The 22,277-nt window shown below is 72.6% G+C and carries 16 protein-coding genes; 12 read left to right on the top strand and 4 right to left on the bottom strand.

What is annotated here, in order from left to right; translation table 11 throughout:
* Positions 1-12: 12 nt before the first annotated feature.
* From ACFY3C_RS16380 to ACFY3C_RS16365, 4 genes are all read right to left on the bottom strand, one after another.
* Complete coding sequence (locus tag ACFY3C_RS16380) at positions 13-1,884, bottom strand: BTAD domain-containing putative transcriptional regulator (protein ID WP_390771180.1); 1,872 nt, start codon at positions 1,882-1,884, stop codon at positions 13-15.
* 106 nt (positions 1,885-1,990) lie between these two features.
* Positions 1,991-2,947, bottom strand: a complete 957-nt coding sequence (locus ACFY3C_RS16375) for a ParB/RepB/Spo0J family partition protein (protein WP_390771179.1) — start codon at positions 2,945-2,947, stop codon at positions 1,991-1,993.
* A gap of 47 nt (positions 2,948-2,994) precedes the next feature.
* The gene (locus ACFY3C_RS16370) at positions 2,995-3,174 is read right to left on the bottom strand and encodes a hypothetical protein (RefSeq protein ID WP_390771178.1); all 180 of its coding nucleotides are present in this window, start codon (positions 3,172-3,174) and stop codon (positions 2,995-2,997) included.
* Positions 3,175-3,370: 196 nt separating this feature from the next.
* Entirely contained in the window at positions 3,371-3,661 is a 291-nt protein-coding gene (locus ACFY3C_RS16365) for a hypothetical protein (protein WP_386572708.1), read from the bottom strand.
* A 236-nt stretch (positions 3,662-3,897) separates the two neighbouring features.
* Between ACFY3C_RS16365 and ACFY3C_RS16360 the strand changes: the two genes are divergently transcribed.
* The 12 genes from ACFY3C_RS16360 to ACFY3C_RS16305 all read left to right on the top strand — a co-directional run bounded on the left by ACFY3C_RS16360 (position 3,898) and on the right by ACFY3C_RS16305 (position 22,267).
* Positions 3,898-4,845 carry a LuxR C-terminal-related transcriptional regulator gene (locus ACFY3C_RS16360; protein WP_390771177.1) on the top strand — a complete coding sequence of 316 codons (948 nt, stop codon included), beginning with the start codon at positions 3,898-3,900 and terminating at the stop codon, positions 4,843-4,845.
* Between the two features lie 175 nt (positions 4,846-5,020).
* Entirely contained in the window at positions 5,021-6,037 is a 1,017-nt protein-coding gene (gene sbnA / locus ACFY3C_RS16355; protein WP_390771176.1) for a 2,3-diaminopropionate biosynthesis protein SbnA, read from the top strand.
* A gap of 41 nt (positions 6,038-6,078) precedes the next feature.
* Entirely contained in the window at positions 6,079-7,074 is a 996-nt protein-coding gene (gene sbnB / locus ACFY3C_RS16350; protein WP_386573118.1) for a 2,3-diaminopropionate biosynthesis protein SbnB, read from the top strand.
* Between the two features lie 2 nt (positions 7,075-7,076).
* Entirely contained in the window at positions 7,077-7,286 is a 210-nt protein-coding gene (locus ACFY3C_RS16345; RefSeq protein ID WP_386572705.1) for an MbtH family protein, read from the top strand.
* Complete coding sequence (locus ACFY3C_RS16340) at positions 7,283-8,035, top strand: thioesterase II family protein (RefSeq protein WP_390771175.1); 753 nt, start codon at positions 7,283-7,285, stop codon at positions 8,033-8,035. The genes ACFY3C_RS16345 and ACFY3C_RS16340 overlap by 4 nt, the downstream gene beginning before the upstream one ends.
* Before the next feature lie 14 nt (positions 8,036-8,049).
* The gene (locus ACFY3C_RS16335; protein ID WP_390771174.1) at positions 8,050-12,981 is read left to right on the top strand and encodes an amino acid adenylation domain-containing protein; all 4,932 of its coding nucleotides are present in this window, start codon (positions 8,050-8,052) and stop codon (positions 12,979-12,981) included.
* A gap of 35 nt (positions 12,982-13,016) precedes the next feature.
* Positions 13,017-14,279 (top strand): ATP-grasp domain-containing protein, encoded by a 1,263-nt coding sequence (locus tag ACFY3C_RS16330; RefSeq protein ID WP_390771173.1) that lies wholly within the window; start codon positions 13,017-13,019, stop codon positions 14,277-14,279.
* Positions 14,276-15,289: a diiron oxygenase gene (locus ACFY3C_RS16325; protein WP_390771172.1), complete on the top strand. Its 1,014-nt coding sequence runs from the start codon at positions 14,276-14,278 to the stop codon at positions 15,287-15,289. Before ACFY3C_RS16330 ends, ACFY3C_RS16325 begins: the two co-directional genes overlap by 4 nt.
* 8 nt (positions 15,290-15,297) lie before the next feature.
* A complete protein-coding gene (locus ACFY3C_RS16320; RefSeq protein ID WP_390771171.1) occupies positions 15,298-16,509 on the top strand; it encodes an MFS transporter in 1,212 nt (403 codons plus the stop codon).
* Positions 16,506-17,795: an ATP-grasp domain-containing protein gene (locus tag ACFY3C_RS16315; protein WP_390771170.1), complete on the top strand. Its 1,290-nt coding sequence runs from the start codon at positions 16,506-16,508 to the stop codon at positions 17,793-17,795. The genes ACFY3C_RS16320 and ACFY3C_RS16315 overlap by 4 nt, the downstream gene beginning before the upstream one ends.
* Positions 17,796-17,861: 66 nt before the next feature.
* Entirely contained in the window at positions 17,862-20,531 is a 2,670-nt protein-coding gene (locus ACFY3C_RS16310) for an aldehyde dehydrogenase family protein (RefSeq protein WP_390771169.1), read from the top strand.
* Positions 20,528-22,267, top strand: coding sequence for a thiamine pyrophosphate-binding protein (locus ACFY3C_RS16305; RefSeq protein WP_390771168.1), 1,740 nt, complete (start codon positions 20,528-20,530; stop codon positions 22,265-22,267). The genes ACFY3C_RS16310 and ACFY3C_RS16305 overlap by 4 nt, the downstream gene beginning before the upstream one ends.
* The last annotated feature ends 10 nt before the right edge of the window (positions 22,268-22,277 follow it).

The raw sequence follows: 22,277 nt of genomic DNA, 5'->3' as shown, positions 1-22,277 counted from the left end.
CGGCCGCTGCCGTCAGGCCGCCATGGGATGCCGGACGGTGTTGTCGGCGGGTGCCGCCGGAACGGCGCGGCGTACCGATTCCCGCAGCGCCCGGGGCGCCGGCTCCCAGCTGTAGCAGCCGTCTTCGGACGCAGGGGTCGTCGCACTCAACAGGTAGGCGTCCACCAGCTCTTCGAGCAGGGTCGCGGCCTGTTGCTCGCCGGTGCCGAGGAGGGCGGCCGCCGAGGCGGGTGCGGGCCGGCCGGGGGCGGTCGGGGAGAGCAGGGTGTCCGCGGCGCGGCGGAGGTGGGCGGGGAGTGTGGTGAGGGTGCGTTCGAGTGCGGCCCGCAGTCCCAGCGGATCCTCACCGGCCTGTGCGGCGGTCGTCGCCCAGGAGATTGCCTGACGGGCCGTCCAGTGCGGGCGCAGGCGGAGTCGGGCGGCGACGGCGAACAGGGCGGTGGGCAGGCCGTGGCACAGCTCGGCCAACTGCCGGGCGCCGTCCGGGTCCATGGTGATGCGGTGCTCGGGCACCAGGGAGACCAGCAGGTGCAGGCAGTCGTCGAGCGGCAGCCGGTCCAGCTCGACGTGTTCGGTGCTGGAGGAGACGAACAGCCGCCGTCGGCTGCTGATCACCGCGCCGCAGCCGTAGCCGGACGGGAGCAGCAGGTCGAGGTCGTCCGGGCCGGTCACGTCGTCGAGGACCACCAGGACGCGCCGGTCGGCGGTCCAGGTGCGGTACATGAGGCTCAGGTCGGTCGCGCCCAGGTGCAGCAGGTCCTCGGTCGCGCCGAGTCCGCGCAGGAAGGAGCGGAGGATCTCGGCGTGGCGGACGGGTCGTCCGGCGTCGTCGAGGAGGCGGCCGTAGAGCTGGCCGTCCGGGTAGTGGCCGCTGGCCCGGCGGGCCGCGTGCCGGCACAGTTCGCTCTTGCCGGTGCCGGGGGCGCCGCTCACCACGACGAGTGCGGGTCCGGGCGCCGTCCGGGCGGTGAGCGCGCCGGTGGCGCGGGCCAGCTGACCGCTGCGGCCGGTCAGTCGCTCCTGCGGTGCGGGCAGATGGCAGGGCACGCGGGGGGTGGGGGCGGGCGTGCGCGGTGCGGGGGACGGTTCGGCCGGTCGCAGCAGGCTGGCGTCGGACTGGAGGATGGCGGTGTGCAGGGCCTGGAGTTCGGGTGAGGGGTCGAGTCCGAACTCGTCCGCGATCTGGGAGCGGGCGCGCTGGTAGACGCGGAGGGCGTCGGCGCGGCGGTCGGTGCGGTACAGGGCCGTCATCAGGTTGCGCTGGACGGTCTCGTTGGTGGGTTCGAGGGCGGCGAGGGAGGTGAGTTCGCCGATCAGCTCGTGGTGCCTGCCCAGTTGGAGGTCGGCCTCGATGCGCAGGGTGGTGGCGCTGGTGTGGAGTTCGTCCAGGCGCAGTGCCTCGGCCTGCAGCAGGGGTCCCTTGCGGACGTCGACGAGGGCCGCGTCCCGCCACAGCGCCATGGCCGCGGCGACCGAGTCGCGGGCGCGCCGGTGGTCGCCGGCGCGGAACTCCTTGCGGGCCCGGGCGAGGAGCGGCTCGAAGCGGAAGGCGTCCACCTGGTCCTCGGGCAGGCTGAGCTGGTAGCCGCCGCCTGCCGTGCCGAGTACGGGCCGGTCGGTGTCGCGGTCGCGGCTGCCGCTTCTCGGGTTGCCGAGGGCGAAGCGTTTCCTGATCTCGTACACGTAGGTCTGCAGTGCGGTGTGGGCGCTGGCGGGTGGGTTGTCCTCCCACAGCTCTTCCATGAGCTGTTCGAAGCGCACGACCCGGTTGGCGTTCAGTGCCAGTACGGCCAGGGTCTGGCGTACTTTCTGCGCGGCCGGGACGGCGTTGACGCCGGTTTCGCCGGTGTAGATCTCCAGTGGTCCCAGAAGGTTGACTCGCATTGGTTTTCTCCCCGTTGTCCGGCGGACTTCGGTCGGGCGGTGGCCCGATGTCCGGGTCTGCCGGTGTGGGCCGCAGTTCGTACGGCCGGCGCGGTGCCGCAGTGCGTCACTGCAGCTCGTTGGCGAACAGTTCCCAGCTCTGTGCGTAGGCCTGGGCCAGGTGGGCGGCGGCGGCCCGGCAGTGCGGGGGCAGTCCTGCGGCGATCCCCTCCCGGTGTCGGTCGAGTGCGGCGCCCGCCTCCAGGAGCCGGAGGAAGGACCGTCCGGTCTCGCTGAAGCGCAGCGCCGGGTCACGGCGCAGCCGGCGGTGCATCTCGCCCACGTCCGGTGCGGGCTTCGGTGCCGCGGGTGCGGGTGTCCGGCGGGCAATGTGGCGGGGGCCGACGGGGTCGTCGCCGCGGGCGAGCCGGGCGCGGACGTCGGCGACGGTGGCCGGTGAGATCCCGGCTTCCCGGGCGACCCGGCGCAGCGAGGCTGTCGGGTCCTGCGTGAGCAGGGCGGCGGCCAGGGCGCGGCCGTGGGAGGCGTCCAGTGGGCGGGCGCGCCCGTCGCGGCCGATCCGCTTCGTGCCGGGGACCGCCGGGTCGAGCACCCGGCGCCGTATCTCGGCCGTCTTGCCGGCGGAGAGTCCCGCGAGGGAGGCCACGGCCCGGTCGGACCAGTCCGGCCGGGCGGTGAGGATGCGTTCCGCGGCTGCGGTGCGTTCCGCCAGGGTCAGCGGCAGGCCGTGGGTGACGTTCAGGGCGACTGCCAGCAGGCGCGCGTCCTCGGCGCTGCCGTCGAAGAAGCGGACGGGGATGGTGGTGCGGCCCCGTAGTTGTGCGGCCCGCAGCCGGTGGACACCGTCGACGACCGTCATGCTCGGGCGATGCACGATCACCGGCGGCAGTGCGTCTTGGGCCTGGGCCAGGACCCGGGAGTGGCCGGGGTCCTCCACCCTGCTGCGGGGTGAGTCCGTCACCCGCAGCGTGTCGACGGGGATGTCCTGCACCGGCAGGTCGAGCAGTTCACCGCGGAGTGCGAGCAGGTACTCGGCGTCGTTCCGGCAGGCCGTTTCGGCCATGACAGCCTCCAAGCGGGATTCGCGGGCGCCCTGGTCGTCCGGGTTTCCTACTGCCAGCCCGCGTCGCCCGGGACGGCCTGCGCGTCGGCGAGAACCGTGGTGGAGCCCGCCCGCTGCCAGCCGGCGTCTCCCGCCTGCTGCGCCATGTGCTCCTGGTGGTGCGTCGCCCCCGTCACGATCGCCAGTACCGCCGCGATCGCAGCCCCGAGAACAGCAATTCGACGCATCGTCGTCTCCCCTTCAACAGTTGCGTGATCGTTCGTGTTGTGGCCGATCCGGTCGTGATCGGTCCGACAACTGAATTTCACCCGGGGTCGCAGGCCAGGAGAAGGGGTTTCCGGGCGGGCAGAGCGGACATGTCCGCTGGCGGACAAGTCCGGGGTCCGGTGCTGGTCACGGCCGGTGCGCGGGCCGGCGGGCGGGTCAGCGGGCGGTGGGCAGGGAGATGGTGACCCGGATGCCGAGCAGTGGCCAGCCGCCGAGCCGCGGCCGTGCGGCGACCGTGCTCCACCACAGGAGGCGGGCCGTCGACTCGGCCTGTTGCGGCCCGTCGGCGGCGAGGTAGAGGCCGACGGCGGGCTCGTCCGAGGCGTGCACGGTGACATGACGCAGCGCCGCGGCCGGCGGGGCGGTGTCGGTGACGGCCTGTGCGGTGTCCTCGGGCAGCTCCAGGCCGGCCGGATGCGGCCCCAGGTGCAGGTGGACGAGGTACATCAATTACAACTCCACGGTAAGACGGTGGCTTTGCCACCCGGGACAACGCTTTCCGGGACGGCATAGGCGGAAGCGATCTCCGTCACGGCTGACGTCCCCCCATTCGTGTAATCTCCACATGCATTTCTGTCTCCGCACAGAGAGCCCTAGCAAGGGGGACCAGGGTGTCGAAGAAGGAGATCCCATTGCTTTCCGGACTCGGGATAGACACGGCCTCGGAGGCTGTGTATCGGACGATGCTGGCGCGCCCGGACGGCGATGTCGGCGAGTGGGCCGACGATCTCGGTCTGTCCGAACACGAGGTACGGGAGTCACTGGACCGGTTGAGCCGGCTGGCGCTGGTCAGAACCTCGGCGGAGAACGAGTCCCGGGTGCGTCCGGTGAACCCGATGCTCGCGCTGGAGGCGCTGTTGGCCCAGCAGCAGGCGGAGTTGGCCGCGCACCAGCAGCGGGTGGAGGCGAGCCGTGCGGTGGTCGCGGAGACCATCGCCCAGTTCGCGGACCAGTACACCCCGGCCGCCGGCCCGGGATTCCATTTCCTGTCCGGTGTCGAGGCCATCCGGGAGCATCTGGAGATCCTCACCAAGGAGGTCCAGGAGGAATTCCTGACGTTCGCTCCGGGAGGTCCGCAGACCCCGGAGAACATGGACGCCTCGCGCCCGCTCAATCTGCGGCTGCTCAATCGGGGCGTCCGGATGCGCACGGTCTATCTGGACAGCATCCGACGCGATCCGCCCACCGTCGCCCATGCCGAATGGCTGGCCGCCCAGGGCGCCCAGGTCCGCACCACCCCCACACTTCCCAATCGCCTCATTCTCATAGACCGGCGTACGGCACTCATCGCCACGGACAGCAAGAACACCGGAGCCGGTGCGGTCGTGGTGGACAACCCGGGCACGATCGCTCTGATGCACGCACTGTTCGAGACCGTGTGGCAGTCCGCGCGGCCCATCGGAACGCGTCCCGAGCGCAGCCGCAAGACACTCACCACGCATCAGGCTGAAGTGCTTCGGCTCATGGCGCAAGGGCTGACCGACGAGGCGATTGCACACCAACTCGGTGTGTCGGACCGGACGGTGCGCCGCACCATGGCCGCGCTGCTGACGCTGCTGGACGCGCGCAGCCGCTTCCAGGCGGGCGTGCAGGCGGTTCGCCGCGGCTATCTGCCGGGCGCGGACGACTGACGAGAGCGGCGCCCGCCCGCACCCCGTCCAACTGTCCACGGGGTGCGGTCGGACGGGCCCGCCCGCGGCCTCCCGAGTCCCGTTTCCGGACTCGTTCCTCGCCGTTTCCCCCTTCCCGCGCTTCGCTTGAGTCGCGGTTGAGCCGGGGTTGGAAACCGCGTGCCAAAGTCGCCGCATGCTTCAAAGTCGTGCTGACCAAACCCTGATCGACCGGATAGGACGGCTCCGCTCCGGTCTCGCGGGGACCCCGCTGATTCCATTGGCGGACGACGAATGCGACATTGTCGCCAAGCTGGAGTTCTGCAATCCGACCGGCAGCACCAAGGACCGTTCGGCACTGTGGATCCTGGAACGGGCCATCGCCCGTGGGGAGATCACGCGGAACACCACGGTGGTCGAGTCGTCGTCGGGCAACTTCGCCCTGGCGCTGGCCTTTTACTGCCGCATGCTGGGAATTTCCTTCGTGCCGGTGATCGACCCCAATTGCAATGAGGCCACCGAAGCACATCTGCGCCTGTTGTGCCGGAGAGTGGAGAAAGTCTCCATCCGGGATGCGGCCGGCGGATATCTGCGCACCCGGCTGGCCCGGGTGCAGGAACTCCTGGTGCAACTCGGCCAGGCCTATTGGCCCAACCAGTACGCCAACCCGGACGCCCGTGACGCCCACTACCGCTTCACGGCCGCCGAGCTGATCGCGGAAGCCGGCCCGATCGACTACCTGTTCGTCGGGGTGGGGACGGGCGGCACCATCGCCGGCGTCTCCCATCGGGTCAAGGAGGCCTTCCCGCGCTGCGTGGTGGTGGCCGTGGACACCGAGGGCTCGGTGATCTTCGGTGGGCCGCCGAAGAAGCGGCGCATCCCTGGCATCGGCTCCAGCATCGTGCCGCCCCTGTGCGAGCAGGCGCTGATCGATGAGGTCGAGATCGTCTCCGAGGTGCGCGCGGTCGAGGGCTGCCGCGCCCTGACCGCCAGGTACGGCCTGTACGCGGGCGGTTCGACCGGCAGCTGCTACGCAGCCATCCAGAGCTACTTCGCCCGCAACCCTCCCGGCGCGCGCCGCCCCAAGGTCGCCTTCATCGCCGCGGACCGGGGCCATGCCTACGCCAAGACCATCTACAACCCCGGCTGGTTCCAGCAGCTCCTCGCGGAAGAGGCCCTGGCCTCGCCCGTCGCCGCGCTGGCCGCCAACTGAAGGAGGAGGACCCTTCCGTGCCCACCCTGACCCCACCGCCCATGACGGTGATCGACGCGGGTGACATCGCCGCCCAGGTCGAGCACAACCGCCCGGAGCTCGTCGAGGTCGTCCGCGCCGCCTACCTGGCCCACGACGCCGGGCAGAGCGCCAACCCGCACAGCTCCTTCCTGCGCTTCCCGCACAACGACCGGGCCCGCATCATCTCCCTGCCCGCCTACCTGGGCGGCGCGTTCGAGGTGGCCGGCAACAAGTGGATCGCGAGCTTCCCGGAGAACACCCGGCACGGCATCCCGCGCGCCTCCGCCACGCTGATCCTCAACGACTGCGCCACCGGCTTCCCGTTCGCATGCATGGAGTCGTCGATCATCTCGGCGACCCGGACCGCCGCCTCCGCCGTCCTGGGCGCCGAGACGCTGATCGGCGAGCGCCGCGCCCGCCGGGTCGGCATCGTCGGCACCGGTCTGATCGCCCAGCACGTCTGGAAGTTCCTGCGCGACCTCGACTGGGAGATCGGCAGCTTCCGCCTGTTCGACCTCGACCAGGACGCCGCGAAGCGCTATGGCGCCGTCGTCGCGGAGCACACCGACGCCGAGGTCGTGATCGCCGACCGCGTCGAGGACGCGTTCACCGACTGCGACCTGGTGGTCCTCACCACCGTGGCCGGCGAGCCCCACCTGCACGATGCGCGGCTGCTCGCCCACAACCCGGTGGTGCTGCACCTGTCGCTGCGCGACCTCGCCCCCGAGCTGATCCTCGCCGCGCAGAACTTCACCGACGACGTCGACCACGCCGTACGCGAGCGCACCTCGCTGCACCTGGCCGAACAGCGCACCGGCAACCGGGACTTCGTCGACGGCACCCTCGGTGACCTGCTCCGGCAGCGGCTGCGCCGGCACCCCGGCCGCCCGGCGGTCTTCTCCCCGTTCGGCCTCGGCGTGCTGGACCTCGCCGTCGGCAAGTGGGTGCACGACCGGGTCGTCGCCGCGGGCGGCGGCCACCCGCAGGCCGGCTTCTTCGACGGTGTGGGGGTGTGACCATGACCGCGAGCGACACCCAGGACCGCTACCTCGTCGTCCTCAACCACGAGGAGCAGTACTCGATCTGGTTCGCCGGCCGCGAGCTGCCCGCGGGCTGGACCCCGGCCGGCAAGCAGGGCACCAAGCAGGAGTGCCTGGACCACATCGAAGCGGTGTGGACCGACCTGACTCCGCTGTCCGTGCGCCGGGAACGGGCGGCGCGGCGATGACCGTCGAGACCACCCCCGCCCTCGACCGGCTGTGGCTGCGCGGCCTCGGCAGCCGGGAGGACACCGCGCGCCGGCGCCTGTTCGTCTTCCCGCACGCCGGTGCCGGCGCCTCCGCCTACCAGCTGGCCCGGCACGTCCCGGACACCGTCGAGGTGTGCACCGTACAGCTGCCCGGACGGGAGAACCGGTTCGGTGAGGAGCCGCTGACGTCCCTGGACGCGGTCGTGGCCCAGCTGGCGCCGCTGATCGCCGGGCACACCGGGCTGCCGTACGCCTTCTTCGGGCACAGCATGGGCGCGCTGGTGGCGTTCGAGGTGACCCGAAGGCTGCGGGCCCTGGGCGCGGCCCTGCCCGCCCGGCTGTTCCTGTCCGCGACGCGGGCCCCCGGCCTGCCGGACCGGGACCCGCTGCACCACCTGCCGGACGCGGACCTGCTCGCCCGCCTCGCCGACGTCGAACTCGCCGGTCTCGACCCGGAGTTGCAGGAGCTGCTGCTGCCGCTGATGCGCGCCGACCTGACCGTGTGCGAGACGTACGCGCACCGGCCCGAGGCGCCGCTGCCCTGTCCCCTCACCGTCCTCGCCGGCACCGACGACGACACCGTCGACGCGGTGGAGCTGGCCGGCTGGCGCGAGCACACCACGGCCGCCTTCGAGCTGCGCCGCTTCCCGGGCGGACACCTCTACGTACGCGGCGCGGAACAGCAGCTGGCCGAAACGATCACGCGCACCGTCCCCGCGTGGGGCTGAGAAAGGATCAGTTCATGTCGACCACCCTGGTCGCCCTGTGGGAGCAGCGGGTCACCTCGGCTCCCGACTCGGTCGCCGTCGTCGCGGGCCCGCGACAGGCCACCTACGCCGAAGTGGACCGCCGGGCCACGGCGCTCGCCGCCGCACTGCAGGCCGGCGGCATCGGCCCGGAGTCCCTGGTCGGTGTCTGCCTCGACCGCTCGGTCGACATGACCGTGGCCCTGCTCGGCATCCTGAAGTCGGGCGCCGCGTACCTGCCGCTGGACCCGAGCTACCCCGCCGACCGGCTGCGGCACATGACCGAGGACTCCGGTGCCGGTCTCGTCCTGTGCGACCGCGCGCACCGCGAGCGGATCCGCGGCGCGGTGCCCGGGTCGGTCGACCTGCTGCTCGTGGAGGACGTACCCACCGAACCGGCCGCGCCGTTCACCTCTCCGGCGCGGCCCCACCACCTCGCGTACGTCATCTACACCTCCGGCTCCACCGGCCTGCCCAAGGGGGTGGCCATCGACCACGCGGCGATCTCCTCCTTCCTGCGCAGCGTCGCCGAGCGCCCCGGGCTCGCCCCCGACGACCGGGTGCTGGCGCTGACCCCGCTGTCGTTCGACATCTCCACGCTGGAGCTGTTCCTGCCGCTGACCCTCGGCGCGAGCGTCGTCATGGCCCCGCAGGCCGCCAACACCGACCCCGAGGTGCTGGCCGCCGCCATCGAGGACGGCCGGGTGACGGTCGTCCAGGCGACGCCGACGACCTGGCGGATGCTGGTGGCCTCCGGCTGGCGGGCCGGCCACGGCAGGGTCCTGCTGTCCGGCGGCGAGCCCCTGGACCCGCAGCTGGCCCGCGATCTGCTGGCCACCGGCGGCACCCTGTGGAACCTGTACGGGCCGACCGAGGCCACCGTGTGGGCCACCGCGGCCCGCGTCGACCGGGCGGGCGACCGGGTCACGGTCGGCACCGCCCTGTCCAACACCCGCCTGTACGTGGTCGACGAGCACGGCCGCGCGGCGGGGCCGGGCGTCACCGGCGAGCTGTGGATCGGCGGCGAGGGCGTGGCCCGCGGCTATCTGGGCCGGCCCGCGCTCACCGCCGAGCGCTTCGTCCCGGACCCCTTCGGTGACGGCACCGGGCGCCTGTACCGCACCGGCGACCTCGCCCGCTGGAGCGCCGACGGCGACCTGGAGCTGCTGGGCCGCAACGACCACCAGGTCAAGGTGCGCGGCTACCGCATCGAACTCGGCGAGATCGAGGCCTGCGTGCGCAGCCACCCCGAGGTGGCGGACGCGGTGGTGGTCGTCGACCGCGAGGCGGCCGGCGGCGACCAGCTGGTGGCCTTCCTGGTCGCCGCGCCGAACGCCCGGGGCGCCGCGGCCGAGCTGCCCGGCCGGGTCCGCGACCACCTCGCCGCGCATCTGCCGGCCCACATGGTCGCCCAGGGCTACGCCGTCCTCGACGCGCTCCCGCGCACGCCCGCGGGCAAGGCCGACCGGGGCGCCGTGCTCGCCCTCGGCTACGACCGCGTCCGCGAGCCGGACCGACAGGCCGCCGGCGGTCCGCTGCCGGCGCACACCGACGCGGTGCGCACGGTGTGGGCGGAGATCCTCGGGCTCACGGACGTGGGGCCGTACGACGATTTCTTCGGTCTGGGCGGCCAGTCGCTCGCGGCGGTGCGCGCGGTGACGCGGCTGCGCGAGGTGCTCGGGGTGCCGGTCGGCGTCCAGTCGGTGTTCGCGCATCCGACACCCGCCGCCCTGGCGGCCGCGGTCGAGGAGCTGGAGGCGGTCGACGAGGAGCCGATCCGTCCGGCGACGCGGGCCGAGCTGTCCTTCGGGCAGGAGCGCATCTGGTTCTTCGAGCAGGTCAACGAGGACGTCCCGGCCTACCACCTGCCCGTCACGGTGGGCTTCCCGGACGGCCGGGCCGAACTGCCCGTGCTGGAGCAGGCGCTGACCGCGCTGGTCCACCGCCACCAGGCGCTGCGCACCGCGCTGGTCCCCACCGACGGCCGGCTCCGCCCCGAACTGCGCGAGGCCGCGCCCGTCCGGGTGCCGTGCACGGAGGTGACCGAAGAGGCGCTTTCGGCACTGCTGACCGAGCGGATCCGCGCGCCCTTCGCCCTCGACCGGGCACCCCTGCTGCGCGCGGACGTGCTGCGCACCCCCGAGCGGGACGTGCTGCTGCTGACGATCCACCACATCGCCTGCGACGGCACCTCGGTGGACCTGCTGGTGCACGAACTCGGCGACCTCTACACCGGCCTGCGCGCCGGCCGCCGGCCGTCCCCGGCACCGCTGCCGGTGACCTACACCGACTTCGCCCAGTGGGAGCACGAGCGGATCAGCGGCGCCGAACTGGAGCGGCTGCTCGCCCACTGGCGGGAGCGGCTGGCCGGGGTGCCCGCGCTGGAACTGCCCACCAGCCGGCCCCGCCCGGCCGTCACGAGCCACCGCGGCCGGCGTACGTTCCTGCGCGTCCCGGCCGAGCTGGCCGGGCGGCTGCGGGCGGCCTGCCGCGCCGAGGGCGTCACCCTGTTCATGGGGCTGCTGGCCCCGCTGCAGGTGCTGCTCGGCCGGTACGCCGACGAGACCGACGTGGCCGTCGGCACCCTGATGGGCGGCCGGACGCGCCCGGAGACCGCCGAGGTGTGCGGCTACTTCGTCAACACGGCCGTGCTGCGCACCGACCTGAGCGGCGACCCCACCTGGTCCGAACTGCTCGGCCGGGTGCGGAAGGTGGCCCGGGAGGCGCACGCGCACCAGGAGCTGCCGTTCGAGAAGCTGGTGGCGGAGCTGTGCCCGGAGCGCGACCTGAGCCGCAACCCGCTCTTCCAGGTGCTCTTCGCCCTGCACGAGGAGCCCCCGGCGGGCGCCCTGCCGGAGGTCCACGACCGCAAGGAACTGGAAGGCCGCCTCGGCACCGCCCGCTTCGACCTGGCGTTCGACGTGACCGACCACGCGGTGGGCGACGGCGACCTCAGCGTCTCCGTCGAGTACGCGACCGACCTGTTCGACGAGGACTTCGTCGAGGGCCTCGGCCGGCACCTCCTGCGGGTGATCGAGCAGATGGTGGCGGACCGCGGCGCCCGGCTGTCGGAGCTGGAGATCCTCTCCGCCGGGGAACTGCGCTCCCTGGCCGCAGGTGACCTCGCCGAGCCGCTGCCCGAGCCGAGCACCCTGGTGCGGATGTGGGAGCGGCAGGTGCGCGCCACCCCGGACGCGGTGTGCGTGGCGGGCGACGGCACCTCGCTGACCTTCGCCGAGACCGACCGCCGGGCCGCCGCGCTGGCCCGTGTGCTGCGCGCGCAGGGCGTCGGGCCCGAGCAGCTGGTCGGTGTGTGCCTGGAGCGCTCGGTGGAGCTGGTGGTCGCCCTGCTGGGCGTCTTGAAGGCCGGCGGCGCCTATGTACCGCTCGACCCCGGCTACCCGGCGGACCGCCTGCAGTACCTGCTGGAGGACTCCGGCGTACGCCTGGTGGTGGCCGACCCCGGGCACCCCTCGGCGGGCCTGTTCGACGGCTCGGTCCGGGTGCTCCCCGTTGGCCAGGACCCCGACGACCTGCCCGAGCCCGGGCCGGTGGACGAGGCGGAGCCCCACCACCTGGCCTACGTGATCTACACCTCCGGTTCCACCGGCCGGCCCAAGGGTGTGGCCATCACCCACGCCAACATCACCGGCTTCCTCGCCTGGAACCAGCGGCTGTGCGGTCTGACCGGCGACGACCGGGCGCTGCTGAACCACTCGGTGGCGTTCGACAACTCGGTGTGGGAGATCTTCCAGTGCCTGGTCTCCGGCGCCCAGCTGCACCTGGCGGGCCCCACCGCCGCCTACGACCCGGAGGCGTTCCTGCGCGAGGTGGCCGAGCGCGGCATCACCACGCTGAACGCGACGCCCTCGCAGATGCGCATCCTGCTGGAGTCCGGCGCCGACTGCGCGGCCCGCCTGGCCTCCGTGCGGCTGGTGTTCACCGGCGCCGAGGCCGTCCCCCACGACGTGGCCCGGCGCATCCTGGAGGTCACCCGCCCCGGCTGCCGGGTCTTCAACGAGTACGGCCCCACCGAGGCGACCGTCACCTCCGCGTTCTGCCCGATCACCGAGGACCTGGTCGACCGGCACGCCCACCGGCCGAGCGTCCCGTTCGGCCAGGCCACCGACAATGCCCGCCTGTACGTCCTGGACGACCGGCTGCGCCCGGTGGTCCCCGGCTGCCGGGGCGAGCTGTACGTCGGCGGCAGCGCGGTCGGCCGCGGCTACCTGGGCAAGCCGGCGCGCACCGCGCAGGCGTACCTGCCCGACCCGTTCGCCGAGGAGCCCGGCGCCCGGATGTACGCCACCGGTGACGTGGTACGGCTGCTGCCCGACGGCAACCTGGTCTTCCTCGGCCGCAACGACCACCAGGTCAAGGTGCGCGGCTACCGCATCGAACTCGGCGAGATCGAGTCGGCGCTGCGCGACCATCCGGCGATCGCGGACTGCGCGGTCGCGGTGCGCCGGACCAGCACCGGCGTGGAGCAGCTCGCCGCCTACGTGATCCCCGAGCCTCCGCTGCGGGACGCGGACCCGGCCGGGCTGCGCGGACACCTCGTGGACCTGCTGCCGCCGTACATGCTGCCGCAGAGCTTCACGGTCATCGAGGAGATCCCGCTCACCCCGAACGGCAAGGTCAACCGGGACGCGCTGCCCGACCCGCGGCCGGCCGGCGCGCCCGCGGCCGCCCGGGAGCACGCCACCGAGGAGCAGACGCTGGTGGCCGAGGTCTGGCAGGAGTGCCTGGGCTTCGAAGGGGACTTCGGGCCGGACGACAACTTCTTCGACGTCGGCGGCAACTCGCTGGCCATCACCGCGGTCGCGGCCCGGCTGAGCGAGCGGCTCGGCCACCGCGTCTCCCCGGTCCTGGTCTTCCGCAACCCGACCGTCGCGGGCCTCGCGAAGGCCGTCGAGGCGGCGGCGTGAGCACACAGACCGTGAGCACACAGAGAGAGACGAACATGAGCAAACCCAGCGTCGTCCTGGTCGACGCCTACCCGTCCAGCTACGCGCTCGCCCAGGCGTTCTGGGACAGCGGCTGCGACGTCGTACGCGTACAGAGCACCGAGGAGGTGCCCCAGTGCTACCGGGGCGCCTTCGACACCAGTGCCTTCAGCGACGACATCGTCCACCGGGGCGTGCCGGCCGACACCGTCCGGGCCGTCGCCCGGCACGCGCCCGTCGCGGTCATCGCGGCCGGCGAGTACGGCGTGGAGCTGGCCGACGCGCTCAGCGAGGCGCTGGGCGTCCCCACCAACGGCACCCGGCTCTCGCCCGCCCGCCGCGACAAGTTCGTCATGATCGAGACGATCAAGGCGGCGGGCGTGCGCGGCGCCCGGCAGAAACTGGTCAGCGACCCGCAGGAGCTGATGGACTTCCACCGCGAGGTCGGCGGCCGGATCGTGGTCAAGCCGCTGCGCAGCGCCGCCAACGACGGCGTGGCCGTCTGCGACACCCCCGAGGACTCGGCGGTCGCGCTGAAGGCGATCCTCGCCGGCACCACCGTCTTCTCCGAGCCCAACACCGCGGCCGTGGCCCAGGAGTACCTGGTCGGCGCCGAGTACGTGGTCGACACCGTCAGCCGGGACGGCCACCACCGGGTCACCGACATCTGGAAGTACAGCAAGATGTCGGTGCCCGGGGTCCGCGACCGCATCGCCGGCGGCCACCTGATCGCCCACGACGCCCCGGTCCGCAGTCGGCTGACCGAGTACGCGCAGCAGGTCCTCGACGCCCTCGGCATCCGGCACGGCCCCGCCCACCTGGAGGTCATCGTCACCGCCGACGGGCCGTGCCTGGTCGAGGTCGGCGCCCGCATCGCCGGCGCGAACACCCCCTACTACGCCGAACTCGGCGCCGGGGAGTCGCAGATCGGCTGGACCGTGGAGGCCTATCTGCGCCCCGAGCGCTTCCTCGCCACCCACCAGCGCCCCTACCGGCTCGAACGCCATGTGTCGGTGTGCTGGCCGACGGCGCCGGCCGCGGGCACCCTGCGCTCCTACCCGCTGCTGGACGTCGTCCGGGGCATGGAGAGCTTCAACAACGTGGAGATGTTCGTCCGGCCCGGCGACACGGTCGTCCGCACCGTCGACGACTCCACCAAGACCCTCGCGATCGGCTTCGTCCACCCGTCGGCCGAGGTCGTGGAACGCGACGTCAACGCCCTGTGCTACCTGGACGGCCCCGAGTTCTACGACATCGAGGGGGGCGAGGAGTCCCGATGACCACCACCACCCTGAACGACGCCCCGCACGCCGGCGGCCTGATCGAGATCCCCGGCTTCCCGCCGTACGACCCCACCGACCCGGTGGAGAACGCCGTCATCACCCGCCTGGCCGGGAACTGGCACCGGCGTGCCGCGGTCAAGCGCAAGGAACCCGAGCTGGAGGACCTGTTCGACACGGCCCGCCCGGACTACCCGGAGCGGATCGTCCCGTTCGTCGGCCACCCCGTCTGGGACGGGCTGCCGCCCGAGGTGCGCCGGTCGATGCTGAGCTGGTCCTGGCTCGCCTACAACCGGCACACGATCATGGCCGAACAGCGCATCGCCAACCCGGCGTTCGCCTACGTCATCGAGGGCGAGTTCCCCTCCCTGGGCGGGCCCGCACTGGAGACCTCGCTGGCCCAGGCCATGGTCGACGAGCAGTACCACACGCTGATGCACCTCAACGCCAGCACGATCACGCGGCAGCAGCGCGGCATCACGCTGCCGGACACGGTGCTGCCCGCCCCGCACATCGTGCACCGGCACGAGGAACTGCGGGCCGCCTGCACCGAGGAGTGGCAGCGCAAGCTCACCACGCTGGCCTTCGCCACCGTCTCCGAGACGTCGATCAGCGCCTATCTGCACCTGCTGTCCGACGACCCGGACATCCAGGAGATCAACTCCACCACGGTGAAGCTGCACAACCGCGACGAGATCTGCCACTCCTCCATCACCGGCGAACTCGCCAAGACCGTCTACGACTTCCTCTCCAAGGACCAGCGCAGGTTCTTCGTGGACACCATGCTCACCGGCCTGGAGGCGTTCGTCGCCAACGACTACCGGACCTGGCGGCACATCCTCACCCTGCACGGGGTCACCGGCGCCGACCGGATGATCGCCGAGGTGCAGCAGGACGCGGGCCGCCGCAACCTGGTGCGCGACTTCAGCGGGCTGCGCGGCCTGCTCTCGGAGATGGACCTCCTGGAGCAGGTGGACTGGCCCTGGGACGAACCGGCCGCCAAGGCCTAGGAGACGACATGTTCTCGACCTACCGACGGCTGTTCGCCGAACCCGGCCTGCGGTCGCTGATGGTGATCGGGCTGCTGGCGAAGATGCCCGGCCTCGGCATCTCCTCGGTGCTCATCCTGCACATCGTGGGCCATCTGCACCGGGGCTTCGCCGCGGGCAGCCTGGTCGCCGCCTGCTGGACGGCGGGCGCCGGCCTCGGCGCCCCGCTCCAGGGGCGCGGCCTGGACCGCTACGGACTGCGCCGGGTCTTCGGCCTGCTGGTGACCGCCCAGGCCGTGTTCTGGAGCCTGGCCCACTTCCTGCCCTACCCGGCCCTGCTGGGCGCCGCGTTCCTCGGCGGCCTGACCACGCTGCCCGCCTTCACCGTGATCCGGCTGGCCCTGGCCGGCATGGTCACCGAGGAGACCCGCCACACCGCCTACGCGGTCGACGCGATGACGACCGACATCGCCTACATGGTCGGCCCGACCGTCGGCATCCTGCTCGCCTCGACCGCCTCCCCCACGGTGGCGTTCCTGGTGATGGGCGGCCTGCAGTTCCTGGTGGGCGTGGCCTACCTGGTGCTCAACCCGCCGCTGCAGCAGGCCCGCCCCACCGGCGGCCGAACGCCCGGTCTGCGCAGCTGGCTGACGGCCCGCATGGTGTGCGCGCTCGGCGTCACCGTGGCCACCTCCATCGCGGTCGTCGGCTTCGAGGTCGCGGCCATCGGTACGCTCCAGCGCCACGACCAGCTCGCCTGGAGCTGGCTGCTGCTGGTCCTCGCGGGCGTCGCCTCCGTGGCCGGCGGCTTCCTCTACGGCGCCATGAAGCGTCCGCCGTCGGTGTTCGCGCTGACCGCGGTGCTCGGCCTGCTGTGCATGCCGATCGGCCTGGCCACCCAGTGGTACTGGCTGTGCCTGCTGGCCGTCCCGGCCAACCTGTTCGTCGCCCCGGCCCTGTCCGCGAGCGCCGGCGCGGTCAGCGGGATCGCACCGGAGGGCACCAAGGGCGTGGCGATGGGCACCTACGCCAGCGCCATCCTGGTCGGCAACGTGATCGGCTCCCCGCTGGCCGGCACCGGCCTGGACCACGGCGGCCCCGGGACCGCGTTCGCCGTGTTCGGCGCGACCGCCGCCGCCATCGCCGCCCTCGCCTTCGTCTGCGACGCGCGGCTGCGTGCCCGCGAGAAGAACACCGTCCACACCACCTTGGCTCCGGAGAACGCGGGGGTATCCCAGTGAAGATCGCGATAGTCGACGGCTACTCGACCGGCAGCCTGCTGGCCCACAAGCTCGGACAACGGGGTGTGGAGGTGGTCCACCTGCGCAGCCAGGAGATCGCCCCGCCCCGGCTGCTGCCCTCCTTCCGGCCCGCCCTCTACAGCCACGACTTCGGCCACTTCCCCGACCCGGCCGACGCCGTCCGCGCCCTGAAGGAGGCCGGCGTCGACCGGGTGGTCGCCGGCACCGAGTGCGGGGTGGTCCTCGCCGACACCCTCGCCCACGAACTGGGCCTGCCCGGCAACCGGTTCGAGGGCGTGGAGGCCCGGCGGAACAAGTACGCCATGGCCCGGCGCCTGGCCGCGGCGGGCCTGGCCGCACCGGTCGGCTTCAGCACCACCGACCCCGAGGCCGCGGTCGACTGGTTCCGGGCGGCGGGCGGCACGGTCGTGGTCAAGCCGGCCGCCAGCGCCGGCACCGACAACGTGCACATCTGCACCACCGAGGACGAGGTCCGCTCGGCCGCCGCGGCCGTCATGGCCGGCACCGACTACTTCGGCAACCCCAACCCCTCGGCCGTGGTGCAGAAGTACCTGGTCGGCACCGAGTACATCGTCAACACGGTCGCCGTGAACGGCGTACAGAAGGTGTCGGACGTCTGGCTGTCGGCGAAGACCCACGGACCCGAGGGCGCGCCGCTGTACGACTACCAGCAGCCGCTGCCGCTCACCGCCCCGCACGTCGCCGAACTGGTCGAGTACGTCGTGGCGGCCGTCACCGCCCTCGGCATCACCGACGGGGCCGCGCACAGCGAGGTGATGCTCACCGCCGACGGTCCGGTGCTCATCGAGACCGGGGCCCGGCTGATGGGCGCCATGCTGCCCGACGTCCTGGAGCGGCACTCGGGCACCTCGCACGTGGAACTGCTCGCCCTCGCCCTCACCGACCCGGAGGGCTTTCACGCCTTCCGGGACACCGAGGTGCGCTGGAGCAGGACCGTCCGCAACGTCTGGCTGATCAACGGCCGGGCCGGCACCGCCACGGCCTGGCACGACCGCTTCACCGCCCTGCCCGCCTTCGAGCGGCTGGTCACCGGTGTCCGCGAGGGCCGTCCCGTGCGCCGGACCGTCGACATGGCGACCTCCCCCGGCTACGTCTCGCTCGTCGCGGACACCGAGGCGGAACTCGACCGCGATCTCGCGGCGATCCGCGCGCTGGAGTCCGCCGGCTGCTACGTCACGGAGCCGATGGCACCTGCGGAAACGGAGCCCTTGAAATCCCTGGAATCCGAGCGGATTTCCGCTTGATTCCCGCTTGAGCAGCCCCTTTTAGCGTCGAGGCGACCCGGTTCGAAGATTGGATGTGTTGTTCTGGTGCTGATCAGTCGCAATGAAGGCAACCGCTCATGGCGCGAGGTCAGGGCCTCCTGCGCGAGCGTGACACGCGCGCTGCGGTCCCGCGGGGTCGACGGTGACCATCGCGTCCTGCTCTCGGCCGCGAACTCCACGGCCTCGGTGCTCACCACCCTCGCCCTGATGGACATGGGCGTCTCGGTCGGCCTGGTGGACCGCGGGGTGACCCCGAACCAGTTCGCCCGCCTGGTGGAGGAGGCGAACGCCGACTTCTTCATCTCCGACCACGAGGAACAGGCCCCCGCCTTCGCCAAGCTGGACGCCCCGTGGATCCCGCTGCAGGAACTCGGCACGGCGGCCGACGAGGACGGCGAGCCGGCCGAGCTGTCCTTCGACCGCTGGGCCCGCCGCCCCGACGCCCTGATCGTGTGGACCTCCGGCAGCCTCGGCCGCCCCAAGGGCGTGGTCCGCTCCGGCAGTTCGGTGCTGGCCAACGTCTCCCGCACCCAGGACCGGATGAAGTACACCGAGTCCGACGTGCTGCTGCCGCTGCTGCCGTTCACGCACCAGTACGGCCTGTCGATCCTGCTGCTGTGGTGGCAGGCGAAGGCCGGCCTGGTCCTGCTGCCCAGCCGGCGCACCGACCTCGCCCTGGAGGCGGTCGTCGACCTCGGCGTCACGGTCGTCGACTCCGTACCGGCCGTGTACGAGGGCATCCTGCGCCTGCTCGACCGGGGCCGCGCGTCCACCGCGCTGCTGGAGTCGGTGCGCATGTGGTGCGTCGGCGGCGAGCCGCTCCAGGACGACCTGCAGCGCCGCTTCACCGAGCGCCTCGGCAAGCCCCTGCTGGACGGCTACGGCAGCTCCGAGGCCGGCAACATCGCGCTGGCCGCGCCCGACAACCCCCACCAATGCGGGCGCCCCCTCGACGGGATCACGGTGACCGTCGTCGACGAGGAGGACCGCCCGCTGCCGGCCGGCCAGGTCGGCGAGGTCATCGTGCACACGCCCGACCTGATGGTGGGCATGCTGGAGCCGGGCGGCCGCGTCCGGGAGAACCAGCGCACCGTCCACCGCACCCAGGACCTCGGCTTCCTCGACGAGCACGGCAACCTGCGGATCCTGGGCCGCAAGGCCGCCGTCCACCGGTTCGGCAACACCCTCTACCCCGACGCCATCACCGCCAAGGCCAGCGAGTGCGGCCGCCCGGTGCGGGTCGTGCCGGTGGAGAACGGCCGCTTCGGCACCGACCTGGTCTTCGTGGTCGCCGACCCCGAAGAGCGCCCGGCCGCCCACTGGCGGCGCGTCTTCGCCGGCCTGGTCGCCGAGTACGAGCAGCCCAACAAGGTGCTCGTGGTGTCCGAGTTCCCGGAGCACACCAACGGCAAGGCCAACCTGACCGCGCTGGGCTACATGGCGCAGGCGGCGCTGCGCAGCGGCCGCGCGGAGGAGGCCAAGGAGGCCAAGGCGGCCGAGCGGGCCGCGAAGCCCGCCGGTCCCGCGGTCCCCTTCACCGACCGGATCACCGTCCTCCAGGACGTCGCCCGGCTGCTCGCCGAGCGCCGCCCCGAGGTGCTGCGCATCCTCACCGAGGTCTCCAACCACCGCACCGCGGCCGACGAGATCGACGCCTCCATCGAGGCGCTGGAGGGCGCGGTCGCCGAGATCTCCCGCTACCGGCCGCCGGCCGCGGGCCAGATCGGCGTGCTGATGCCGTCGAACATCCCGCTGTACGGCTACATCCTGTACGTCGTCATCCCCAGCCTGTACAGCCGGCGGATCGTCTTCCGGCCGTCGCGGATGATCGACTCCCAGACCCGCGCCCTGCACAAGCTGATCAGCACCGTGCACGACCTGCCGCTGGTGCTCGACGACAGTGGTCAGCGCGAGTTTCTGGACAACGTCGGCAAGAAGTCCGACGTCCTGGTCTTCACCGGGTCCTACGAGAACGCCGAGACGATCCGCGAACAGCTGCCCCGCGAGACGGTGTTCTGCTTCTTCGGGCAGGGCATCAACCCGTACGTGGTGGGCGCCGACGCCGACCTGAACCGTGCGGTCGACGGCCTGATCCGGGTGCGCATGCTCAACTCCGGGCAGGACTGCTTCGGCCCGGACGCGGTGTTCGTGCACACCTCCGTCAGCGCCCAGTTCTGCAACCTGCTCTCCCGCCGGGTCGAGGCCCTGCGCCTGGGCGCCCCGTACGACTCGACCGCCGACTACAGCGCCATGTTCTACGACGAGGCGTTCGAGACGACCCTGGACTACCTGCGGGGCAAGCGGGAGTTCGTGGCCGCCGGCGGCCGGATCGACTTCGTGGACCGCCATGTGCGGCCGACCGTGCTGATCCACCCGACGGACACCCTGTTCCTGCCCCCGGAGATGTTCGCGCCCGTCTTCAACGTGGTGCCCTTCTCCTCCGAGGACTGGCTGAACGAGGTGCTGCGTCACCCCTACTACGCGGAACGCGCCATGGCCGCCTCCGTCTTCGGCTCCCTGCCGAAGACCGTGGAGGCCCTGCGCGAGCGCCACATGGTGAGCGTCGACGAGACCCTCATCGACATCGAGGACGGCAACAAGCCCTTCGGTGGCCGCGGCATCCGCGCCAACTACATCGCCGTAGACCGCAAGCGGCACACCGAGCCGCTGCTGCTGTCGAAGGCCGTCGCCGACTACCTGCCGGGAAGGTCATGAGCAACACACCCGACACCTCCTCCGGGGCCACCGCCGCCGCTGCCTGGACGACGGCCGCCGCGGTACTGGCCGCCTCCGGGACGCGTACCGTCTTCGGCCTGCCCGGCGACGACATGTACGCGCTGGAGGCCGCGCACGAGGCGGGCCTGCGGTTCGTCCTGAGCCGCGACCAGCGCAACGCCCTGTTCATGGCGACCGGCTGGGCCCTGCAGTCCGGCGAGGTCGGCGTCGCCGTCGTCGGCAAGGGCCCCGCGGTCACCAACACCGTCACCGGCCTGCTGGAGGCCTCCGCGTCCGCCGTGCCGCTGCTGCTGCTCAGCGGCGGCACCGGCGCCCAGCACCGGGGCAGCGGCGCCTTCCAGGAGCTCGACCAGCTCGCCGTCGTGGGCCCCCTGGTCAAGTACGCGGCCCGCGTCGACCACCCCGACCGGCTGGTGCCCACCCTGCAGCGCGCCCTGCTGGTCGCCCGCCACGAGCGCGGACCGGTCTACGTCGAACTCCCCGAGCACCTGCTCGCCGAGGCCGCGCCCACCGAGGCCGGGGCCCTGACCGTGCCGGTGGCGGCGGAGACGCCGTACGAAGTGGCCCTGCCCGCCGGTTCCGCCGCGCTCGACGCGCTGCGCGCGGCCCGCCGGCCGGTCCTGCTGGTCGGCGGCGGCATGCGGCACGCGAACGGGGGCCGCGAGGTCGAGCGGCTGGCCGAGCGGACCGGCGCGGCGATCGCCTGCACGGCCTCCGGCCGGGGCGCGGTCGACGAGGCGCACCCGCAGTTCTGCGGACTGGCCGGCCTGTACACCCCCGAGCAGGCGGCACGGCTGTGGGCCGAGGCCGACTGTGTCGTCGCCCTCGGCAGCAGGCTGGAGGAGACCGCCACCTTCCAGTGGCCGGCCGCGCTCGGCCGCGAGATCCCGGTGATCCAGGTCAACCTGGCCGCGGCCGACTTCCAGACCATGCTGCGGGGACCGAAGGTGCTGGCCGACGCCGGCGCGACCGTACGGTCCTGGCTCACGGCACTGCCCGCCGAACCCGCCGACGGCCGCTGGGCGGCGGCCGTACGCGCCGTGCACGACGAGATCCACGCCGACAGCCAGGCGCTGCTCGACGAGCTGGCCGAGGCGCCGGACCTGCACATCGCCGAGGTGCTGCGGGCACTCGACGCCACCCTGCCCGCCGACCGGATCCTGGTGCAGGAGAACGGCCTGCAGGACATGTGGTCGTACAAGTACCCGCTCTACTCCTGCCACGCGGGCGCCGGCAGCGTCGTCCCGTCCGAGCAGACCAGCCTCGGCTTCGGTGCCGCCGCCGCGCTCGGCGTCAAGATCGCCGCGCCCGGGCGGCCGGTGGTGGCCTTCGTCGGCGACGGCGCCTTCGCGATGGCCGCCGCCGACCTGCCCACCGCGGTCGCGCACAGCGGCGGACTGCTCTACGTCGTCCTGCGCAACGGCGGCTACGGCTGGCTCCAGGTCCAGCTGGACCAGCGCGAACACCCGGTCGGCGACCACGCCTTCGTGGACCCCGAGGCCGTCGGAGCGCAGGCGCCGCAACTGCCGGGACTGCACCAGGTGACCGTGCGGGACAAGGCCTCCCTGCCCGGCGACGTCGCGCTGGCCTGGGAGAAGGCCGCCGCCGGCGAGGTCGTCGTCCTCAACGTGCCGGTACGGCTGACCGACGCGATGTTCGGCGCCGACGTGGCCGGCGGCGACTTCCCCGCGCTCCCCGAGCCGGGCGAGAAGTAGAGGGGGAGAC

This window comes from Streptomyces sp. NPDC001410 (assembly GCF_042895235.1).
In the GTDB taxonomy this organism is placed as follows: domain Bacteria; phylum Actinomycetota; class Actinomycetes; order Streptomycetales; family Streptomycetaceae; genus Streptomyces.
The sequence above is the reverse complement of the archived record's forward strand: the minus strand, read 5'-3'. Positions and strand labels throughout refer to the sequence as shown.